Below are 19431 nucleotides of genomic sequence, written 5' to 3' on the forward strand. Positions count from 1 at the left end.
GGCCACGGTCGCCCGACGGGCGACCGTGGCGCGCTCAGGCCTGGCGCAATGCAGCCACGCGCTGCGCCAGCTTCTTCGCCGAGATACCGGTGCGTGCACCCAGCTCCTGCGCGAACAGCGATACCCGCAGTTCTTCCAGATCCCAGCGCAGCGCCTGCCATTGCGGGCGATCACGCAGGCCCTGCTGCTCGCCCGCCTCCAGCGCTTCCAGGAACGGATGCAGTTCCAGCATGCGCGCCTGGTCACGCGGCGGATCACGCTTGGCACGTTCGGTGCGCAGGATCATCGCCTTCAGATAGCGCGGGTACTGCGCCAGCGCGTCGGCCGGCGTGTCGCGCAGGAAGCCGGGGTGGATCAGCCCGGCCAGCTGCGCTTCCATGTCGTCCAGGTTGCCGCGCGCCCAGCCCATCAACGGCGCTTCCAGCATCGGCTTCAGCTCCGCCACCAGCGCCAGAATGGTCTCGGCCAGCTTCAGCCGCGACATCGCCTCGCCAAACAGGGCCTTGGCGGCGTGTTCGCGACGCTGCTCGAACGCCGTCGCATCGCGGATTTCCTCCAGGCCCTCGGCCAGCACCGCGTTCATCGCCGCATCGACCAGGTCACCACGCAGCCGCTCCTGCGATTCGATCGCGGCATACAACAGGCCGGTCTTGGCACCGACCGGCAACTGCTTGCGTGCCTGCTTCACCTTCTCGGCCAGGGCGATCTCCAGCAGGCGGCGCACGCCCAGCGGATGGGCGTCCTGCGCCTGCTGGCGATCAGCGAAGATGCGCAGCGCCACGCTGTCGCCCTCGTCCAGCAGCGCCGGATAGGCCGGCACGCCGGCTTCACCGGGTACCTGCAGCGGAATCGGCGTGGCCGGGAACGTGCGCAGGCCGTCAGCCGCCATCTCGCGCCCGGCACGCGCGGCGAAGGCATCGCCAGCACGGCCACCGAATTTCGCGCGCAGCGCTTCCAGATCACGCGAGGTGGCAAGCACCTTGCCCTGTTCGTCGCGCAGCCGCAGGTTCATGTGCAGGTGCGGCTCGATCGAACCCGGCTCGAAATCCAGTGCGGTCACCGTCGCGCCGGTCGCACGTGACAGGAAACGCGCCAGCTCGCCAGTGATGGCATCAGCGCTGGGCTGCGGGAAGGCCTCGTAGAACGCGCGACCGAAGTCCGGCGCCGGCACGTAGTTGCGGCGCATCGCCTTTGGCAGGCTGCGGATCAGTGCCGAGGCCTTGTCGGCGACAAAGCCCGGCGCCAGCCAGCCCAGCTGCACCGGATCCAATGCGTTGAGCAGGTGCAGCGGCACGTCCAGGGTCACGCCATCGTCGTCGGCCCCCGGTTCGAAGCGGTAGTGCAGCGGCAAGCGCGCCTGGCCCAGCGCCAGGTACTTCGGATAGCGTTCCTGTTCGCTGCCCTCACCGGGCAACAGGTCTGCCAACGACCAGTGCAGCGCCTTGCGCTGCTCCGGCGCCAGCCCTTTCCACCAGCTATCCAGTCCCGCCGCCGAGTGGATCTGCGGCGGCACCCGGTCCAGGTACCAGCGTGCCTGCCAGTCTTCGTCGGCAACGATGCCGGCGCGGCGCAGCTTGGCTTCTTCCTCGCGCGCGACCTCCAGCACCTTCTGGTTGTCGGCGACGAAACTGGCACGGGTATTGATCTCGCCGGTCACCAGCGCCTGGCGCACGAAGATGTCATGCGCCTCGCCCGGCGCGATGCGGCCGTAATGGACCGGTTTCTTCGGTGCCAGCACCAGGCCGAACAGGCTGATCTGCTCGGACGCCAGCACCTGGCCCTGCGCGCGCGACCAGTGCGGGTCGAAGTGCTTGCGCAGCAGCAGGTGCGGCAGTTCGGCGATCACCCAGTCCGGCTCGATCGCGGCCAGGGTCATGCCCCATACCTTCTGCGTATCCAGCAGGTTGGCCACCAGCAGCCACGGCGGTGGCCGCTTGGCCAGCGCCGAGCCGGGGAACGGCAGGAAGCGGCGCTGGCGTGGTGCCTGGAAATCGCCCTTCTCGGTGCGGTGGCCGATCTGCGTCGGCAGGCCCGCCACCAGCGCCCGGTGCAGGGTCTGGTAGGCAGCGGCACGCACGCGTTCGCTGAAGCCGCCGCCGGCGGGCGCCTGTTCCTTCTGCGCGCGCACGGCCACCGGTGCCGGTGCGGCCTCGGCCTTGCCCTCGCGGGCCAGGCGCGCGGCACGATGCAACTGGCCGCGGGTGGCCTTTACTGAGGCCGCGTCATCACGTGCCGGTGCCGGCGCACTGCTGCCGGCCAGCAGCGGTGCCATCGATGCCTCGCTGGCCTCTTCCTTCCAGCCCAGTTCCTCGCACAGCAGCCGCAGCTGGCGATGCAGCTCGCGCCACTCGCGCATGCGCAGGAAGCCGAGGAAATGACGTCCGCACCAGTCGCGCAGCTTGGACTGGGTCAGGTCTTCGTGGGCCTGCCGGTAGGCATCCCACAGGCGCAGCACGCCGACGAACTCGGAGCGGCCATCGGCGAACTGCGCATGCGCGTTGTCGGCGGCACCGCGCGCTTCCGGCGGGCGTTCGCGCGGGTCCTGGATGCCCAGGAACGAGGCAATCACCAGCATCGGCCGCAGGCAGCCTGCAGCCTGTGCGGCGACCAGCATGCGCGCCAGCTTCACGTCCACCGGCAGGCGCGCCATCTGCTTGCCGATGGTGGTCATGCGCCGCTCGGCATCGATCGCGCCCAGCTCGGTCAGCTGCTGCCAGCCATCGGCAACGGCACGCTCGTCCGGCGCCTCCAGGAACGGGAACTCCTCGATGCGGCCCAGGCCCAGCTGCAGCATGCGCAGGATCACGCCGGCCAGGCTGGAACGGCGGATTTCCGGATCGGTGAACTCCGGCCGCGCCTGGAAATCCGCCTCGGCGTACAGGCGGTAGCAGATGCCTTCGGCGATACGGCCGCAGCGACCCTTGCGCTGGTTGGCGCTGGCCTGCGAGATCGGCTCGATGTGCAGGCGATCCAGCTTGTTGCGCGGGCTGTAGCGCTTGACGCGGGCGAAGCCCGGATCGACCACGTAGCGGATGCGTGGCACCGTCAGCGAGGTCTCGGCCACGTTGGTGGCCAGCACGATGCGCCGGTTCGGCCCGGGGTTGAACACCCGGTCCTGGTCCTGGTTGGACAGGCGCGCGTACAGCGGCAGCACCTCGGTATTGCGGTACTTGCGCCGTTCCAGCGACTGGTGCGCATCGCGGATCTCGCGCTCGCCCGGCAGGAAGATCAGCACGTCGCCGCGTGCGTCCAGGCGGGTGATCTCGTCGACAGCCGACACGATGGCATCGTTGACGGTGCGTTCGCCCTGGTCTTCGCCCTCGCCTTCCAGCGCGCGGTAGCGCACTTCCACCGGGTAGGTGCGGCCTTCGACGCTGATCACCGGTGCGTTGTCGAAATGCTGGGCGAAGCGTTCGGTGTCGATGGTGGCCGACGTGACGATCAGCTTCAGGTCCGGGCGCTTGCGCAGCAGCTGCTTCAGGTAGCCCAGCAGGAAGTCGATGTTGAGGCTGCGTTCGTGTGCCTCGTCGACGATGATCGTGTCGTAGTTCGACAACCAGCGGTCGCTGGCGATCTCCGCCAGCAGGATGCCGTCGGTCATGAACTTAATGCGGCTGTCGTCGCTGACCTTGTCATTGAAGCGTACCTGGTAGCCCACCAGCTGGCCCAGTTCGCTCTGCAGTTCCTGCGCCACGCGGCTGGCGACCGCACGTGCGGCGATCCGTCGCGGCTGGGTGCAGCCGATCATGCCGGCCTGGCCACGGCCTGCGGCCAGGCACAGTTTCGGCAGCTGGGTGGTCTTGCCCGAACCGGTTTCACCGGCGATCACCACCACCTGGTGGTCGCGGATCAGTTTGATGATCGCGTCGGCTTCACGCGCAATCGGCAGCTGCGGGTCCAGAGTAATGGACGGCTGCTGTTGCGCCCGTACCTGCCGACGCTGCACCGACGCCTGCAAGGCCTGCTCGAAAGTAGCGGCCAGTGCCGCATCCTGCGGCTTGGCCTGGCAACGCGAGAGCATTCCCAGCAAACGGCCCCGGTCGCGGCTCATGGCGCCGTCGATGGCGGCGCGCTGTTGGCGCAGGCGGGGCGATGGATTTTTATCGATAGAGTTCATCAATCGGTTCGTTCAAAACTTTGAAAGCGACCAGTCATCACGACCGGTTTATTGTGAAGGCCAACGATTCCATAAGGAGGAACCTCATGGCGAAGACCAAAAGCACGACCAAGGCCAAGACCGGCAAGCAGAAGCTTGCAGCGGCGGCACCGTCGGCGCCGAACATCGATATCGGGATCACCCAGGGCGACCGCAAGAAGATCGCCGACGGTCTGTCGCGCTTCCAGGCCGATGCGTTCACGCTCTACCTGAAGACGCACAACTTCCACTGGAACGTGACCGGGTCGATGTTCAACTCGCTGCACACCATGTTCGAGACGCAGTACACCGAGCAGTGGGCGGCACTGGACGACGTGGCCGAGCGCATCCGCGCGCTGGGCTTCAATGCCCCGGGCTCCTACCGGGAATTCGCTGCGCTGACCTCGATCGTCGAGGAACCGGGCCTGACCGACAGTGCGGACTGGCGTGAAATGGTACGCCAGTTGGTGGTCGCCAACGAAGCGGTATGCCGTACGGCGCGTGAAGTGCTGGATGTGGCGGCCAAGGGTGACGATGCCCCGACCGAGGATCTGATGACCCAGCGGCTGCAGACGCACGAGAAGTACGCCTGGATGCTGCGCTCGCTGTTGCAGTAAGGGTTGGGGGTGTTCGGCAGGGCTTGCAGCCCTGCACCCGCCGAAGCCTTCAAGCCAGAGCCAGAGCCAGAGCAAAAGCCAGTTTCCTGAAGGTTGGCGGGGTGGGTCCGGTTGAGGGGGCGCCGTAAACCCGTCCATGGGGGCTTGGTCGCGGCATCCATGCCGCTCACACCCCCTCAACCGGACCCACCCCGCCTTCGACAGATTTCCGTGATCTGCCAGGGCATTGCTTGGGGTCAGATCCGTTTTCCGCAGGAAAACGGATCTGACCCCATTTTGATTGTCGATATCTGACAGATTTCATCCACGCATGGCGTGGATCTACCCGCCACCGGGCCAAGTCTGGGGGAGAGCCCCCTGAGTCAGGGGGCAGACGCGAAGCGGCGGGGGTCTGGGAGCTGGTAAGTGGGGCCCGCGTTTCGCGCAGCGAAGCGTGGGAGCGGCAGCGCGCATGCAATGGCGCGTTCCCAAGGCGCAGCCCTGCCGCCGCCTCCGGGAGGTAAACTAGCGCGATGGCTTCCCGTCCCGCGCACGACCTGCTTCAACGCGTCTTTGGTTACGACGATTTCCGTGGTCCGCAGCAGGACATCGTGGAGCATGTGGCTGCCGGTCACGACGCCCTGGTGCTGATGCCCACCGGCGGCGGCAAATCGCTGTGCTATCAGGTCCCGGCCCTGCTGCGTGACGGTTGCGGCATCGTCATCTCGCCGCTGATCGCACTGATGCAGGACCAGGTCGAAGCCCTGCGCCAGCTCGGCGTGCGCGCCGAGTACCTGAATTCAACCCTGGATGCCGAGACCGCCGGCCGCGTCGAGCGCGAGCTGCTCGCCGGCGAACTGGACATGCTGTATGTCGCCCCTGAGCGGCTGCTGACCGGGCGTTTCCTGTCGCTGCTGTCGCGCAGCCAGATCGCCCTGTTCGCCATCGACGAAGCACACTGCGTGTCGCAGTGGGGCCATGACTTCCGCCCCGAATATCGCCAGTTGACCGTGCTGCACGAGCGTTGGCCGCAGATCCCGCGGATCGCGCTGACCGCCACCGCCGATCCGCCGACCCAGCGCGAGATCGCCGAGCGCCTCGATCTGCAGGAAGCGCGCCATTTTGTCAGTTCCTTCGACCGTCCCAACATCCGCTACACCGTGGTGCAGAAGGACAACGCCCGCAAGCAGCTGACCGACTTCCTGCGCGGCCACCGTGGCGAGGCCGGCATCGTCTACTGCATGTCGCGGCGCAAGGTCGAGGAGACCGCTGAATTCCTCTGCGGCCAGGGCTTCAACGCTCTGCCTTACCACGCCGGCCTGCCGCCGGAAGTGCGCGCCGGCAACCAGCGCCGCTTCCTGCGCGAGGACGGCATCGTGATGTGTGCCACCATCGCCTTCGGCATGGGCATCGACAAGCCGGACGTGCGCTTCGTCGCGCATACCGACCTGCCCAAGTCGATGGAGGGCTACTACCAGGAAACCGGACGCGCAGGCCGCGATGGCGAAGCCGCCGAGGCCTGGCTGTGCTACGGCCTGGGTGATGTGGTACTGCTCAAGCAGATGATCGAGCAGTCCGAGGCGGGCGAAGAGCGCAAGCAGCTGGAGCGGGCCAAGCTCGACCATCTGCTGGGCTACTGCGAATCGATGCAGTGCCGCCGCCAGGTGCTGCTGGCCGGCTTCGGCGAGACCTACCCCCAGCCTTGCGGCAACTGCGACAACTGCCTGACGCCACCGGCCTCGTGGGACGCGACCATACCGGCACAGAAGGCGCTGAGCTGCGTCTATCGAAGCGGCCAGCGCTTCGGTGTCGGCCACCTGATCGACATCCTACGCGGCAGCGAGAACGAGAAGGTGAGGCAGCAGGGCCACGACAAGCTGAGCACTTATGCCATCGGCCGCGACCTCGATGCACGCACCTGGCGCAGCGTGTTCCGCCAGCTGGTCGCGGCCAGCCTGCTGGAAGTGGACAGCGAGGGTCACGGTGGCCTGCGCCTGACCGATGCCAGCCGCGACGTGTTGACCGGCCGCCGCCAGATCAGCATGCGCCGCGACCCGGCCAGCAGCACCAGCGGACGCGAGCGCAGCGCGCAGCGCACCGGCCTGTCGGTGCTGCCGCAGGACCTGGCCCTGTTCAACGCGCTGCGCGGCCTGCGCGCCGAACTGGCCCGGGAACAGAACGTACCGGCGTTCGTGATCTTCCACGACAGCACCCTGCGCAACATCGCCGAGCAGCGCCCGACCAGCCTGGATGAACTGGCCCGGGTCGGCGGCATCGGCGGCACCAAACTGAGCCGCTACGGCCCGCGCCTGGTCGAGATCGTGCGTGAAGAGGGCTGACGGTATCGCGTTGCCGCGCTGCGCGGCCGCCGGGCATGGCCCCAACGGCGCGCGGGCGCCCCTGTAGAGCCGAGCCCACGCTCGGCTGCCTCTGCGCGAACAGCAGCCGAGCGTGGGCTCGGCTCTACGCTGGTGCAGGTCCAATCTTGAACCGGCCATTCAGCCGGAAGTGCATCCGCGTCCGCTTGCGGCTAGATTAGCGTCATGTCCCTGGCCTCGACCCTGCTCCGCGTCGTGCTCATGCTCAGCCTGTTGCTCAACGGGCTGAACGCGGCCCTGGCCCGTGGTCACGAAGAAATGGGGCGAATGGCTCACGCCGCAGCCGCGGCTGTTGATGGCGGCACTGCCGATTGCCACCACCACGCGGGCATGCAGGCCGACGCGGCCCCGCAGGCCAAGGCCCCGGCCCACGACGCCCACTGCCAGATCAAGGACTGCGTGCGCAGCTGCGCCCAGCACCCGCTGCTGGTGGTGCAGCCGTTGCCGTTCATGGCCGGACCGGCGCTGTCGCTGGCCCCGCAGCCGATGCCGGCCACCGGCCGGCCGGCGCCGCCGCTGCCGCCGATCTCACGCCCTCCCATCGGCTGATTCCACACGCACCGTGCGCCCTGCGCACCGCAGCCGGCCGCCTGCCGGCGTCTTTACGTGTCTGGAGTCACCACCATGAATACCCGTATCCCCCGCGGTCCGGGCCCTGTGCCCATGCCGTCGCGCCGCCTGTTCGTGCAGGGCCTGGCCGCCGGTGGCGTGGTTGCCGGCATCGCCGCTGTCGGCGTGCCGCAGCGCGCGCTCGCCGCCGCCACTGCCGCCCCACGCCTGGCCGGCGCCCCCGCCGTGCTCAGCGACACCCGCATCGAACTGGCCATCGGCGAATCGCTGGCCAACTTCACTGGCCGCACCCGTCCGGCGATCACCGTCAATGGATCGCTGCCGGCACCGATCCTGCGCTGGCGCGAAGGCCAGACCGTGGACCTGTTCGTGCGCAACACCCTGGAACGCCACCCGACCTCGATCCATTGGCACGGCATCCTGCTGCCTGCGAACATGGACGGTGTGCCGGGACTGAGCTTCAATGGCATCGGCCCCGGTGAGACCTACCACTACCACTTCGAACTGAAGCAGTCGGGTACCTACTGGTACCACAGCCACTCGATGTTCCAGGAGCAGGCCGGCCTGTACGGAGCGCTGATCATCGACCCGGCCGAGCCGGCGCCCTACCACCACGACCGCGAGCACGTGATCCTGCTGTCCGACTGGACCGACATGGCCCCCGGCGCGCTGTTCCGGCGCATGAAGAAGCTCGCCGAGCATGACAACTACTACAAGCGCACCCTGCCCGACTTCCTGCGTGACGTGAAGCGCGACGGTTGGTCGGCCGCGTTGTCCGACCGTGGCATGTGGGGGCGGATGCGGATGACGCCCACCGACATCTCCGACATCAATGCGCACACCTACACCTACCTGATGAATGGCACCGCGCCGGCCGGCAACTGGACCGGGCTGTTCCGCAGTGGCGAGAAAGTGCTGCTGCGCTTCATCAACGGCGCCTCGATGACCTACTTCGACGTGCGCATTCCCGGCCTGAAAATGACCGTGGTCGCCGCCGACGGCCAGTACATCCATCCGGTCAGCATCGACGAGTTCCGCATCGCGCCGGCCGAAACCTACGACGTGCTGGTGGAACCGACCGGGCAGGACGCGTTCACCATCTTCTGCCAGGACATGGGCCGTACCGGCTTTGCCGCCGGAACGCTGGCAGTCCGCCATGGCCTGCAGGCACCGATTCCCGCGCCCGACCCACGCCCGTTGCTGACGATGAGCGACATGGGGCACGACATGGGTAGTGGTGGCCATGGTGGCCATGACATGGCCGCGATGAAGGGCATGGAAGGCGGCTGCGGCGCCAGCATGGGCCACGACGGCGATACCGCCAGCAGGGCACCGAAGCACCCGGCCAGTGAGCGCAACAACCCGCTGGTGGACATGCAGAGCTCGGCCACCGAACCGAAGCTGGACGATCCCGGCATCGGCCTGCGCGACAACGGTCGCCAGGTACTCACCTACGGCGCGATGCGCAGCCTGTTCGAGGACCCCGATGGCCGCGAGCCGAGCCGCGAGATCGAGCTGCACCTGACCGGCCACATGGAGAAGTTCTCCTGGTCATTCGATGGCATTCCGTTCGCCAGCGCCGAGCCGCTGCGACTGAACTACGGCGAGCGCATGCGCATCGTATTGGTCAACGACACCATGATGCAGCACCCGATCCACCTGCACGGCGTGTGGAGTGATCTGGAGAACGCGCAGGGCGAATTCCAGCTGCGCAAGCACACCATCGACATGCCACCCGGCACCCGCCGCAGTTACCGCGTGCGTGCCGATGCGCTCGGTCGCTGGGCCTACCACTGCCATCTGCTGTACCACATGGAAGCGGGCATGATGCGCGAAGTGAGGATCGAAGAATGAGCCGCTCACTGCTTTCCCCCAGCCTGCTGGCCCTGGGCCTGGCCACCGCATTGCCGGTGTTCGCGCAGTCGCATGCCGGGCATGACATGGGCACGATGGACCCGCCGCCGAAGACCGCGAAGACCCCGGCCGAACCGGTCGATCACTCGAAGGTGGATCATTCGAAGATGAACATGGGTGCGGCGGGTCAGGCCGGCATGGACCACTCCACGATGGACCACTCGAAGATGGACCATGGCGCGATGCAGCCAGCGGCGATGGACCATTCCACGATGGATCACGCCGCCATGGGTCACGGCACGCCCGCACCGATCGAACCGCGCGAGCCGATCCCGGTTCCCACCGATGCCGACCGCGCTGCCGCCTTCCCTCCGATCGCGCATGGTGCGATGGAGCATGCACCACAGATCAACAGCCTGCTGCTGATCGATCGCCTCGAACACTGGGACGGCAAGAACAGCACCGGCCAGGCCTGGGAGGCCACCGGCTGGATCGGTGGCAACATCAACCGCCTGTGGTTGCGCACCGATGGCGAACGCAGCCGCGGCAGCACGGAATCGTCGTCACTGGAAGCACTGTATGGTCGCAGCGTATCGCCGTGGTGGGACGTGCTGATCGGCGTGCGCCAGGACTTCCGGCCGGCCGACTCGCGCACCTGGGCGGCCATCGGCATCCAGGGCCTGGCGCCGTACAAGTTCGAAAGCTCGGCGACGCTGTACATGGGTTCCGGTGGTCAGGTGCTGGCCAAGGCCGAGGTCGAGTACGACGTGCTGCTGACCAACCGCCTGATCCTGCAGCCGCTGCTGGAAGCCACCGTCGCAGCCAAGGATGAGCCGGAGTACGGCATCGGTCGCGGACTGAACAAGGTTGAAGCCGGGCTGCGCCTGCGTTATGAGTTCAGCCGTCGTTTCGCGCCGTACATCGGCATCAGCCACGAGCGCACGTTTGGCGACACCGCCGATCATGCTGGCGACCACGCACGCGACACTCGCTGGGTGGCGGGCGTGCGCATGTGGTTCTGAGCAGCGGTTCGTGAGCATTGGCCAGCCCCGGCAGCCGCCGGGGCCGGCTACACTGCGCCACGTTCCAATGCAGGCTCCGCCATGTCGCTGCAGATCCGCCGCGCCACCCTTGCCGATATCGACGCCCTGTCGGCCATCGCGATTGCAACCTACAACGAAACCTGGGGCGACTCGTACCCGGCGCAGGAGCTGCAGGATTTCCTGCAGGCGCGCTACAGCAGCGAACCGCAGCGCGCCGAACTGTCCGACCCGCGCGGCGCGATCTGGCTGCTGGTGGACGGCAACAACGTGGTCGGCTACCTGGCTGCTGGTGCCAACACCCTGCCGCATGCCGAGGCCCGCGAAGGCGACATCGAACTGAAGCGGTTCTACATCCTGGCCGCACACCAGAACGGCGGCCATGGTGCACGCCTGATGGACGCGTTCATGGCCTGGCTGGACCAACCGCACCGCCGCACCCTGTGGGTGGGCGTCTGGGAGGAGAACTTCGGCGCGCAGCGCTTCTACGCGCGCTATGGCTGCAGCAAGGTCGGCGAGTACGACTTCATCGTCGGGGATACGCGCGACCGCGAGTTCATCCTGCGGCGGACGTGATCACGCGCTCCATGTAGAGTCGAGCTTGCTCGACTATAGGCGGCAACATCCAGTCGAGCATGGCTCGACGCTACAACTAGAAATCGAACAACTCAGACAGGAAGCTGTCCTTTTTCTTTTTCTTGTATCCGTGGCCCCGGTTGTCCTCGTAGCGCTGGCCCAAGTGGCGGGTATCACGATGCATCACCGGCGGCGGCGTGGTCGCCGGCTGCGCCTGCACAGGTGCCGGCGGCGGCAGCGCAGCGCCGGCGCGTTCGATGATCTTGTCCAGCTCGCCACGGTCCAGCCACACGCCACGGCAGCCGGGGCAGTAATCGATCTCGATGCCATGGCGCTCGGCCATCTGCAGGGTCTGGGTCTTGCACACGGGGCACAGCATGGGCATGGCTCCTGAAGGTCTGGCAACGACTCTACCTGCCCACCGATGACTGTGCAGCAACACATGACCGATGGCACACAGACTTCCGGCGCGTGCCAGCGTCCCGGCCGCCTTCCACACTCCACGCTGGTTCCGCAGGGAGTGCGTGCATGACCGTCCTGTCCCGCCTGCCCAACGCCGCGCGCCTGCTGCTGGTGCTGCTCGGCGTCGGCGTTGGCCTGAATCTGCGCGATGTCGCTGCGGCCGCAGGCGCGCCGATTCCCGCCTTGCCTATGCCCTACGGCGGCAGCCTGCTGGACAACGCACTGGCCGTCCTGCTGGCGCTGCTCCTGGCCGCACTGCTGCGCCCGCATGGGGTGGGCCTGATGGCCAGCCTGGGGCTGCACGGGAACGGCTGGCGCGGCCCGTTTTGGGTGCTGCTGGCCAGCCTGCCCTGCTGGCTGGGCCTGGCGGTGCTGGGCACGGCCAACACCGCACTGACCGCACTCGATGCGACGATGCTCGCCGTGCTGTTCCCACTGGCCGAAGAAGTGCTGTTCCGTGGCCTCGGCTTCGTGCTGCTGGTGAAGCTCATGCGTGGCCCATGGTCCCTGCTTGCGCTGCCGCAGGCGCTGCTGTTCGGTTGGGTGCACTGGCTGGGCTTCGGCGGCTTCGACGGCGGCGGCACTGCCCTGTTCGTCGGCGCGGTCATCGCACTGGGCGGCTTCATCTTCGCTTGGCTTGACCATCTGGACGGCGACACCCTGTGGTGCGGCCTGGTGCTGCATGTATCGATGAACATGGCGTGGAACGTGTTCAACCTCGACGACGCCGTCGCGCTGGGCTGGCAGGCCACCAGCCTGCGTATCGGCGCCGCGCTGCTGGCGGTGGCGGTGCTGGCCTGGCGGGTACGCCAGCGACGCCCGCGCCTGCTGTAACGCTCACTTAGCCTGCCGTGCACGCCGGGATCACCCCCGGCTTGCGCATAATTGCGCGCCTTTTCATTGCTGCTTTCCGGAGCTGTAGCGCCATGTTGCTGTCCAAGCGCCACGTTGAACCCCGCGTCCTGCTGATCGAGGACGCAGAGGAAACCCGCGAGCTGAGCCGTCTTGCGCTGGAAAGCCAGGCCTGCCACGTGGTGGGCGTGAGCTCTGCCGAAGCAGCATTGGGCCTGCTGGCCGCAGGTGAGCGTTTCGACCTGCTGTTCACCGACGTCAACCTGGGCCCGATCAGCGGCATTGAAGCTGCCAACCGGGTCCGCGGCCTGTATCCCCAGCTGCCGATCCTGGTGACGTCGGGCATGGACCAGCACCAGGTGCTGCCGCAGCTGCGCGACGGCATTCATTTCCTGCCCAAGCCCTACAACATGAGCGAGCTGCTCGACGCCATCCGCCTGTGCTTCCGGCACGCCGATGTGGGCGTATTGATCGGGCCGGATGCGCAGGCAGCGTGAGGCGTTGATCCACACATGGCGTGGATCTACCGGGTTCTTGCAGTAGATCGACGCCATGCGTGGATGGCGCCCACCTTCAACCGCTGCTGTACGGTCCGGTACCCGGGAACACCTTCAGCAGCGCGCGGGTGATCATGTCCGGATACACGGTGAAGTGGTCCTCGTCGTCGATCACCATGTTCTCCACCTTCAACGAATGCCCGCTGGCGCGCAGCTGCTCGGCGAACTCGGCGTTGTGGCGCAGCATGTCGTTGCGGGTGAAATAGCGCGGCTCCGGCTTCACCGTTTCGAAGCTGCCGATCGACAGCACCACCGTGGTCGGCTGCGTGGGCGCCTTGGCCTCGGCCTGCATGCGCGGCACCCGATGGTTGTCGAACCACAGCGACGGGCTTGACAGGATGTAGCTGTGGAACATGTCCGGGCGCGTGGTCAGCACGTAGGCGCCAAACAGGCCGCCATAGGAATGACCGGCATAGGCGCGCCGCGACGGATCGGTGCGGTAGCGTGCATCGATCATCGGCAGTACGCGCTCGGCGAGGAAATCGCGGTAATGTGCCGCGCCGCCGTAGCTGACGTCGTCGCTGTAGTCACGCGGATCGGTGCGCATCGGATCGCTGGGCGTGTAATCGCGCGAGCGGCTCTGCTTGGACGTCAGGCCTTCCTGCGGCGGCAGCCCGACCAGGATGAAATCCTCGATGTTGACGCCCTTCTGCCCCACCATGTTGCGCACGCTGCGCACCAGCGGGAAGCTGTACAGCGCGTCGGTCACATACAGCACCGGGTAGCGTTTCTCCGGATGCGCAGCGTAGTCAGCCGGCAGCGCTACCCAGATCGGGTAATCGCGGCCCACCGGATCGTGCACGCGCAGCGCTTCGGTATCCGGCAGCACCACGCCCGGCGCAGCGGTGGCCGCGCTTTCCTTCGCTTCATTCTGCGTTGCCGGTGGCGCCACCGACATCGCACAGCCACTCACGGCCAGGCAGGCCGCCACACTCCATCCACGCACACGCTGCATCCACACGCTCCCGTTGCGGGCGGCGCACCGCATGGCACCGCTGCCGCATCCTTGCATGGCGTGCAGCCCGGTGCCAGTGCGGTCAGGGCGAGGCCGGCGGCGCCGGGAACAGTGTGCGCAGCGCCTGCAATGCGGCCGGATGATAGATCGTAGCGTGGGTTTCTTCCGGCAACGGCAGGTACTTCACCAGCGGCGACGGCGAAGCCTGCTGCAGCAACTCGGCCAGTCGTGCAGTGGATGCGGCCAGCTCCGGCTGCCCACTGCTGGCCAGGAATACGCGCGGCTGCGCACGCGTCACCGCCGGCAGCTGTTTGGCTGCGCCGGCCAGCATTGCGCCACGGTTCCACCACAGGCTGGGGTCCAGCGCGATGTAGCTGTTGAACAGCGTCGGCTCCTGCAGCAGCGTCTCGACCACGAACAGGCCAGCCAGCGACTCGCCGATCAACGCGCGCTCGTCGGTAGTCGGGTAGCGCTGGCGCACCTGCGGCATCAGTTCATCGCGCAGGAAGCTGCGATAGGCCGCCGATCCACCAATGCGCGGCGCGATCTTCTGGTCCTGCGGATCGCTGCTCGGGCCGGTCATGTCACGACGGCGCTCGGTGTTCTCGATGCCGACCAGCAGGAACGGGCGCATGCTGCCGTTGCCGCTCAGCACCTGCACCAGCCCTGCCACGTGCAGGAAATCCTCACCGATGCCGCCGTCGGGCATGTAGATCACCGGCAGCGGCGCCTTCGGGTCCAGGCCCCAGGGCTGCGGGCGGTAGACATTGATGCGGCGGGTTTCGCCCAGCGCCTTCGACTCGATGGTGAAGGTCTCGCCGATGACCAAAGGCGAGGCGGCAGCGGGCGGCGCGGTTTCTGCAGCCATCAGCGGCGCGGCGGAGACAGCGGACAACAACAGCGACAGCACGATCAGACGCATGGGGCGGTCCATATTGGGAAAGCGCTGAGCATAGACCGCCGGAGACACTGTCGTTCGCGGCACTTTGCCGATCGACCGGAACTGGAGCACCATGGAGTCGGTGATGGTCATGCAACGCGCACCATGGCTCACGGACTGGTCACCGCCACGCTCATATCCACAAGGAGGTTCCCATGTTGAGTGTATTGACCGCCACCGCCCTTGCCGCCGCATCACCTCAGGCCAGCAGCACTCCGCCAGCATCCGCAGCATATGCGGACTGCCTGTTCGCCCACCTCCAACCGGGATTGTCCGACCACGCGATCCCGCTGCTGCAGCAGGCCTGCGTCGCGAAGCATCCGGAGAGCTACGTCGCATATTCAGAACTGGAACGCCGGATCAGCGCGCAGCGCCGGGCTGACTTTGACGCGGCTCAAGCGGAAGCCGTGCGTTCCGCGAATGCGGCAGCGACGGCTGCACAAGAAGCTGCCGACGCGGCGGCCGCGAAAGCCAAGGGAATGCGGACGAAGTAGAGGCCCTGGACCAGGCAACAAAGAAGGCACCGCATTGCGATGCCTTTCTGAATGACCTGGGTCATGGGATGCAATGGTGGGCCGCGAAGGATTCGAACCTTCGACCAAAAGATTAAGAGTAACTGGGTAATTTCATTACTTTCAATGGGTTACGCCGCCACTCGTTCCACTTCAATCTTTAAAGCGGGCGCTTGTAAGCCTTGAGCCACAACGGGCGCAGGAATTTTGCGGAACGGATTTCCTCCCCCTCCAGTTGCCTCAACAAAGCCTACCCCATCCCCCCGAATGACGGATCCTGGTCGGCCTTGGCCAGCCGGTTGCCCCGGACCCTCTCCTGCCATTCCAGAATCTTGGCGACGTCCCGACGCCCCCCGCCGTGACCGATGACCCAATGCCGGAAGTGGCTGAGGTGGGCCACGATCGCAGCGTCATCAACCTCAAGAGCGAATGGTTGGACACCTGGCTCAACTCCCGACCCTAAACATATGGATGAACTGCAAATGGCGATGGACGGTACGCAGCGCCCCTACTACGAACACACGTTTGAACAGGCCGCGTAAGAAAGCAAAAAGCCCTGCAATGCAGGGCCTGTTGCAACCCAAAATCGGTGTTGACTGGCGCGGCTACTGCCCGCTGCATGGAAGAGCCCTTTCAAGGCGATGCGGAAGCAAATCCTCTCACTCGGGCAACCGTGCCTTATAGGGGGCGAGCTTGACGAAACCGTCCTGATCCAAGCCGACAATTTTTGATGTGAGCGCGTACTGATTGAGATAGATCTTCACCGGACGATCCTCGATCGTTGCCCAAGGGCGAGCAACGCCGTAGGCAACCGCGTCCTTTTCGCCATCGGTGCAAAACTCAAGCCGCTCGTGCCGATAGTGCAAACCCATGACCTCGGCGTCGTCACCGCCACCACAAGCCATGATCAACTCGCGCTCGGAACCGGCGCTGAGGGCTTTGAAGTCATCCAGGACGAATGGCGGCAGTTCATCAAACCACTTCACCCGTCGCTGCTCTCGGCTCAATAGCACGCGATCCGCAACCGCGTCCATCACCTGACGCAGCGCTGCAATGTCCCTGCCCTGCTGGGCCGACTGCTCACCCAGCTCACGGATCACTTTCTCTCTGGATGACGCAATGTTGAACAAAACTGCGAGCACAAGCAGCAGAACGAGCACCCCCACGATACCAGCCATAGAACCCCCTTTCGTTAGTAGCCCAGTCTAGCGGGTCAATGGGTGGAAGCCACGCTCAGGCGGATATGATGACAATCCCAACAGGGCGGGCGTGGTGGACACGGAGTGCGCGATGGATACGGATGAATTTACGGATAGGCAGCTGCTGGACCTCCACTGTCTGGTCATGGAAGCGCTTCGACAAAGAGGCGTCGTGCGCTCATCAAACAATCCCGTGGCGGACTACACGGAAACATTGGTGGCGCGTGCCCTCAACGCAAAATTGGCCGTGGGCTCCCAGGCCGGTTTTGATGCAGTTGGCCAGGACGGGACGCGGTATCAGATCAAAGGCAGGCGACTAACCGCAACCAACCGCAGCACACAGTTGAGCGCGTTGCGGAACTTGGCGTCTGATCCATTCGACCACCTCGCAGCCGTGGTCTACAACAGCTCTTTGAAAGTTGAATACGCCGCCCTTATTCCATTGGACGTAGTGAAAAGGGTTAGCCGCTACAACTCGCACACAAACGCTCACACGCTTCACGTTCGCCGCTCGCTATTGAACGAACCGGGAGTGGTCGATATCACCATGCAAATCGTCAAGGCAATGGACGCATGAAGGCTCAATTGGATTTCAACGACTATCCGGACATTACTGAGGGCGACATATTTTGGCGACCACCGCCAAGCGCACTGCAACAAGTGCCTCAGCTCTACGAGAGGGCGACATCCGCCCTTTATATGCTCTTTGTTTCGGGCGGCTCAGATATCCCAATTCGCGACGGGGTGCCAGCCGCCCTCCACGTAGCAATGCATGTGCGGGCCGCGCTGACCGAATTCGTGGGCATAGAAGAAGCAATGAAGAACGCAGGACACGCCTATAGGATTACGAGCAGCGCAAGTCCACTTCTTCATTTCATGCGGATGCTTCGCAACTATCAAATCCACATTGGTAGCCAGCCAATGGCAAGAAAGACCGTGGATATAATCTTCGGCGGCAAGGATGCCGTCATCGAAGTCGCCACTATCGACAACCTGCACGCCGACGACTTCATGCAGCTGGACACTATGAGGAAGTACAACTCATACAGCCGGAATGAAGTGGAGCGAATGATTGACTTGTTTCGCGAGCAGCAGGAGCGGCTGGGTGTGTACGAAATTCTTAGGCAAGGGACCGATCGCCTAATCTATGAAGTGCTTCAGCACATCTAAAGACGCGTATACGAACACCCCCACAGTACAGACATCAGGGTGCACAATCATTCCAATGAAGCTTGTGAGTTACGTCTCAGTGCCCGAGGGGAGACAGTGCCAGGCTCGCGCATCGAGGCATGTCAACGCCTCGATGATTTGTTACAGACTCTGGAGATGTCGCATGAAACGGAAGGTTCTAGGATGCTCCGCAGCACTTCTTGTATCCACCTGTTCTTTGGCACAGGTGCCTGACGCTGACACGCAGGAAGGCAAGGAGATGCAGATTCAAATTCACAGCTACATGAGTGAACACCCTACGGTCTCGATAGACGAAGCAATCACGCGCCTAGCGGTTCAAGGTGAGGTGATGTCGGATATTGAAGCGTTGCGTATCGAGTTCGCAGATCGTCTAACGGAACTGTCGATCAAAGACGCGCCAGATCAACACATCCTGGTGCAGCTCAAGGGGCCAGATCCAGTCGCGGATCGAACGATCAACACCGAGAGCGGGACGACCCGCGTGGTGTTCGAGGTTGGTCACAAGTACACCCAGGACGAGTTTTACGCGCTCCTTGCTAAGCACAGACCTCTTCTTCACAGCGCCATACCAGGCATCACGGGGACGACTGGGTTCCCAGGCGAAGAACGGGTGCTGATTGACATAAACGGCGACAGCCGCCAAGCAGAAGAGTTGAAGGATACAATCAAGAAGCTTGAAAGAGTCACCGGTCTCAAGATTGAAGTCCGCCCCAACATGCCGAAGTCAGTCAACGCGGAGTATGTTGTTGGCGGCGCCCCCCCTCCAATCCAACAATAGCTACTGCACCTCAGGATTTCCGGTTATTCATAAGGCCACTGGACGAAGGGGTATCACCACTGCGGCGCATTGCCCCGACAATCTGATCTATGGAAACTACGCAACCGGCGCAGGGAAGTACACCGTGCCGCTGACGTTCGTGGACCAGATCAATGATGCGAGCCACGACGTTCAGTGGCATACGGTGGGGTCACACACACCGCTCCGGGAGGTGTATTCCACCTCAACTTCGGATTACAGTAGGCGCCGCATCATGTACATGTGGACCAACGCTACTCAAGGCCAGAGCATGTGCTTCAGAGGCGTCACCAGCCAATACACCTGCGGAACTGTCGTGAGCATCAAGCACAGCCCCGAGCTCGCATGCGGTCCAACCGGAAACCTTCCATGCGCGGACGCTTGGATACGCATCGAAGGATCGTCACTGGCGTGCGGATTTGGAGATAGCGGTGCCGCTATCTTCTTCGGAGACAATGGATACGTCATTGTCGCTAAGGCAAGCCTGAAAGACGGAAGCTGCAAGGGAGTCTCCGCGATGCCCTGGGGCGCAGTCAGCGCATTAGGGCTGGAGGCAGGCGGTTAGTCGCTCCAACGAAACGTCCGGCTGAGGATGCAAAGCCAGCATGCTCAGCCGGAAATCTGAGATCGATTTTTAATTGCTTGAGTGAACGCGCCCGGTCCACCAGCCCTTATTCCGACTCAGCAATACCAGTGGCAGTGATCAATACAGGCGTCTGGTGCCGCCCAGTATGCGAATGGTAAAGCGTTCCAGTCATACTGACGCGCTTACCTTTAAGAAGTTGGTACTCGCGCATCAGATCGCCGCTCAAGTTCAG

General features: G+C 64.8%; 18 protein-coding genes. 12 read left to right on the forward strand and 6 right to left on the reverse strand.

Features of this window, described 5'->3' with window-relative positions; all coding sequences use genetic code 11:
• Window positions 1-34 precede the first annotated feature (34 nt).
• Window positions 35-4117 (reverse strand): ATP-dependent RNA helicase HrpA, encoded by a 4083-nt coding sequence (gene hrpA / locus ACS0OT_RS15290; protein ID WP_065185415.1) that lies wholly within the window; start codon window positions 4115-4117, stop codon window positions 35-37.
• 86 nt (window positions 4118-4203) lie between these two features.
• On the opposite strand from hrpA, the gene ACS0OT_RS15295 reads away from it, so the two are divergent.
• From ACS0OT_RS15295 to ACS0OT_RS15320, 6 genes are all read left to right on the forward strand, one after another.
• Window positions 4204-4752, forward strand: coding sequence for a Dps family protein (locus tag ACS0OT_RS15295; RefSeq protein WP_005418469.1), 549 nt, complete (start codon window positions 4204-4206; stop codon window positions 4750-4752).
• 512 nt (window positions 4753-5264) lie between these two features.
• Window positions 5265-7070 (forward strand): DNA helicase RecQ, encoded by a 1806-nt coding sequence (gene recQ, locus ACS0OT_RS15300; RefSeq protein WP_005418471.1) that lies wholly within the window; start codon window positions 5265-5267, stop codon window positions 7068-7070.
• 204 nt (window positions 7071-7274) lie between these two features.
• On the forward strand, window positions 7275-7658 hold the full coding sequence (locus ACS0OT_RS15305) for a CopL family metal-binding regulatory protein (RefSeq protein ID WP_065178174.1): 384 nt from the start codon (window positions 7275-7277) through the stop codon (window positions 7656-7658).
• Window positions 7659-7733: 75 nt separating this feature from the next.
• Window positions 7734-9533: a copper resistance system multicopper oxidase gene (locus ACS0OT_RS15310; protein WP_164093320.1), complete on the forward strand. Its 1800-nt coding sequence runs from the start codon at window positions 7734-7736 to the stop codon at window positions 9531-9533.
• Window positions 9530-10555: a copper resistance protein B gene (locus ACS0OT_RS15315; RefSeq protein WP_188239604.1), complete on the forward strand. Its 1026-nt coding sequence runs from the start codon at window positions 9530-9532 to the stop codon at window positions 10553-10555. The genes ACS0OT_RS15310 and ACS0OT_RS15315 overlap by 4 nt, the downstream gene beginning before the upstream one ends.
• A gap of 81 nt (window positions 10556-10636) precedes the next feature.
• Complete coding sequence (locus ACS0OT_RS15320) at window positions 10637-11149, forward strand: GNAT family N-acetyltransferase (RefSeq protein ID WP_188239603.1); 513 nt, start codon at window positions 10637-10639, stop codon at window positions 11147-11149.
• Between the two features lie 76 nt (window positions 11150-11225).
• Here the strand turns inward: ACS0OT_RS15320 and ACS0OT_RS15325 are convergent, their stop codons facing one another.
• On the reverse strand, window positions 11226-11528 hold the full coding sequence (locus tag ACS0OT_RS15325) for a TFIIB-type zinc ribbon-containing protein (protein ID WP_053499357.1): 303 nt from the start codon (window positions 11526-11528) through the stop codon (window positions 11226-11228).
• 149 nt (window positions 11529-11677) lie between these two features.
• On the opposite strand from ACS0OT_RS15325, the gene ACS0OT_RS15330 reads away from it, so the two are divergent.
• Window positions 11678-12445, forward strand: a complete 768-nt coding sequence (locus ACS0OT_RS15330) for a CPBP family glutamic-type intramembrane protease (RefSeq protein WP_188239602.1) — start codon at window positions 11678-11680, stop codon at window positions 12443-12445.
• 92 nt (window positions 12446-12537) lie between these two features.
• Window positions 12538-12960 carry a response regulator gene (locus ACS0OT_RS15335; RefSeq protein ID WP_005418495.1) on the forward strand — a complete coding sequence of 141 codons (423 nt, stop codon included), beginning with the start codon at window positions 12538-12540 and terminating at the stop codon, window positions 12958-12960.
• Between the two features lie 76 nt (window positions 12961-13036).
• Here ACS0OT_RS15335 and ACS0OT_RS15340 read toward each other — a convergent pair whose 3' ends face one another.
• Together ACS0OT_RS15340 and ACS0OT_RS15345 are read right to left on the reverse strand one after the other, a co-directional pair.
• Window positions 13037-13975: an alpha/beta hydrolase gene (locus ACS0OT_RS15340; RefSeq protein WP_164093318.1), complete on the reverse strand. Its 939-nt coding sequence runs from the start codon at window positions 13973-13975 to the stop codon at window positions 13037-13039.
• A gap of 82 nt (window positions 13976-14057) precedes the next feature.
• Entirely contained in the window at window positions 14058-14897 is an 840-nt protein-coding gene (locus ACS0OT_RS15345; protein ID WP_164093317.1) for an alpha/beta hydrolase, read from the reverse strand.
• Between the two features lie 173 nt (window positions 14898-15070).
• On the opposite strand from ACS0OT_RS15345, the gene ACS0OT_RS15350 reads away from it, so the two are divergent.
• On the forward strand, window positions 15071-15409 hold the full coding sequence (locus tag ACS0OT_RS15350) for a hypothetical protein (RefSeq protein ID WP_188239601.1): 339 nt from the start codon (window positions 15071-15073) through the stop codon (window positions 15407-15409).
• Between the two features lie 677 nt (window positions 15410-16086).
• Here ACS0OT_RS15350 and ACS0OT_RS15355 read toward each other — a convergent pair.
• Complete coding sequence (locus tag ACS0OT_RS15355) at window positions 16087-16605, reverse strand: hypothetical protein (RefSeq protein ID WP_065185407.1); 519 nt, start codon at window positions 16603-16605, stop codon at window positions 16087-16089.
• Window positions 16606-16717: 112 nt separating this feature from the next.
• On the opposite strand from ACS0OT_RS15355, the gene ACS0OT_RS15360 reads away from it, so the two are divergent.
• The 3 genes from ACS0OT_RS15360 to ACS0OT_RS15370 all read left to right on the forward strand — a co-directional run bounded on the left by ACS0OT_RS15360 (window position 16718) and on the right by ACS0OT_RS15370 (window position 18595).
• Window positions 16718-17203: a hypothetical protein gene (locus ACS0OT_RS15360; protein ID WP_065185406.1), complete on the forward strand. Its 486-nt coding sequence runs from the start codon at window positions 16718-16720 to the stop codon at window positions 17201-17203.
• Window positions 17200-17796, forward strand: a complete 597-nt coding sequence (locus ACS0OT_RS15365; protein ID WP_065185405.1) for a hypothetical protein — start codon at window positions 17200-17202, stop codon at window positions 17794-17796. Before ACS0OT_RS15360 ends, ACS0OT_RS15365 begins: the two co-directional genes overlap by 4 nt.
• A gap of 163 nt (window positions 17797-17959) precedes the next feature.
• A complete protein-coding gene (locus tag ACS0OT_RS15370; RefSeq protein WP_442255882.1) occupies window positions 17960-18595 on the forward strand; it encodes a hypothetical protein in 636 nt (211 codons plus the stop codon).
• A gap of 689 nt (window positions 18596-19284) precedes the next feature.
• On the opposite strand, the gene ACS0OT_RS15375 is transcribed toward ACS0OT_RS15370, so the two are convergent.
• Window positions 19285-19425: a DUF4431 domain-containing protein gene (locus ACS0OT_RS15375; protein ID WP_139727529.1), complete on the reverse strand. Its 141-nt coding sequence runs from the start codon at window positions 19423-19425 to the stop codon at window positions 19285-19287.
• Between the last annotated feature and the right edge of the window lie 6 nt (window positions 19426-19431).

The sequence above is a fragment of the Stenotrophomonas maltophilia group sp. RY12688 genome, from assembly GCF_052149045.1.
Lineage (GTDB): Bacteria > Pseudomonadota > Gammaproteobacteria > Xanthomonadales > Xanthomonadaceae > Stenotrophomonas > Stenotrophomonas sepilia.

Coding starts and splice junctions, on each gene's coding strand:
- hrpA (WP_065185415.1), bottom strand. CDS start 4,117: ATGAACTCTATCGATAAAAATCCATCGCCCCGCCTGCGCCAACAGCGC.
- ACS0OT_RS15295 (WP_005418469.1), top strand. CDS start 4,204: ATGGCGAAGACCAAAAGCACGACCAAGGCCAAGACCGGCAAGCAGAAG.
- recQ (WP_005418471.1), top strand. CDS start 5,265: ATGGCTTCCCGTCCCGCGCACGACCTGCTTCAACGCGTCTTTGGTTAC.
- ACS0OT_RS15305 (WP_065178174.1), top strand. CDS start 7,275: ATGTCCCTGGCCTCGACCCTGCTCCGCGTCGTGCTCATGCTCAGCCTG.
- ACS0OT_RS15310 (WP_164093320.1), top strand. CDS start 7,734: ATGAATACCCGTATCCCCCGCGGTCCGGGCCCTGTGCCCATGCCGTCG.
- ACS0OT_RS15315 (WP_188239604.1), top strand. CDS start 9,530: ATGAGCCGCTCACTGCTTTCCCCCAGCCTGCTGGCCCTGGGCCTGGCC.
- ACS0OT_RS15320 (WP_188239603.1), top strand. CDS start 10,637: ATGTCGCTGCAGATCCGCCGCGCCACCCTTGCCGATATCGACGCCCTG.
- ACS0OT_RS15325 (WP_053499357.1), bottom strand. CDS start 11,528: ATGCTGTGCCCCGTGTGCAAGACCCAGACCCTGCAGATGGCCGAGCGC.
- ACS0OT_RS15330 (WP_188239602.1), top strand. CDS start 11,678: ATGACCGTCCTGTCCCGCCTGCCCAACGCCGCGCGCCTGCTGCTGGTG.
- ACS0OT_RS15335 (WP_005418495.1), top strand. CDS start 12,538: ATGTTGCTGTCCAAGCGCCACGTTGAACCCCGCGTCCTGCTGATCGAG.
- ACS0OT_RS15340 (WP_164093318.1), bottom strand. CDS start 13,975: ATGCAGCGTGTGCGTGGATGGAGTGTGGCGGCCTGCCTGGCCGTGAGT.
- ACS0OT_RS15345 (WP_164093317.1), bottom strand. CDS start 14,897: ATGCGTCTGATCGTGCTGTCGCTGTTGTTGTCCGCTGTCTCCGCCGCG.
- ACS0OT_RS15350 (WP_188239601.1), top strand. CDS start 15,071: ATGTTGAGTGTATTGACCGCCACCGCCCTTGCCGCCGCATCACCTCAG.
- ACS0OT_RS15355 (WP_065185407.1), bottom strand. CDS start 16,605: ATGGCTGGTATCGTGGGGGTGCTCGTTCTGCTGCTTGTGCTCGCAGTT.
- ACS0OT_RS15360 (WP_065185406.1), top strand. CDS start 16,718: ATGGATACGGATGAATTTACGGATAGGCAGCTGCTGGACCTCCACTGT.
- ACS0OT_RS15365 (WP_065185405.1), top strand. CDS start 17,200: ATGAAGGCTCAATTGGATTTCAACGACTATCCGGACATTACTGAGGGC.
- ACS0OT_RS15370 (WP_442255882.1), top strand. CDS start 17,960: ATGAAACGGAAGGTTCTAGGATGCTCCGCAGCACTTCTTGTATCCACC.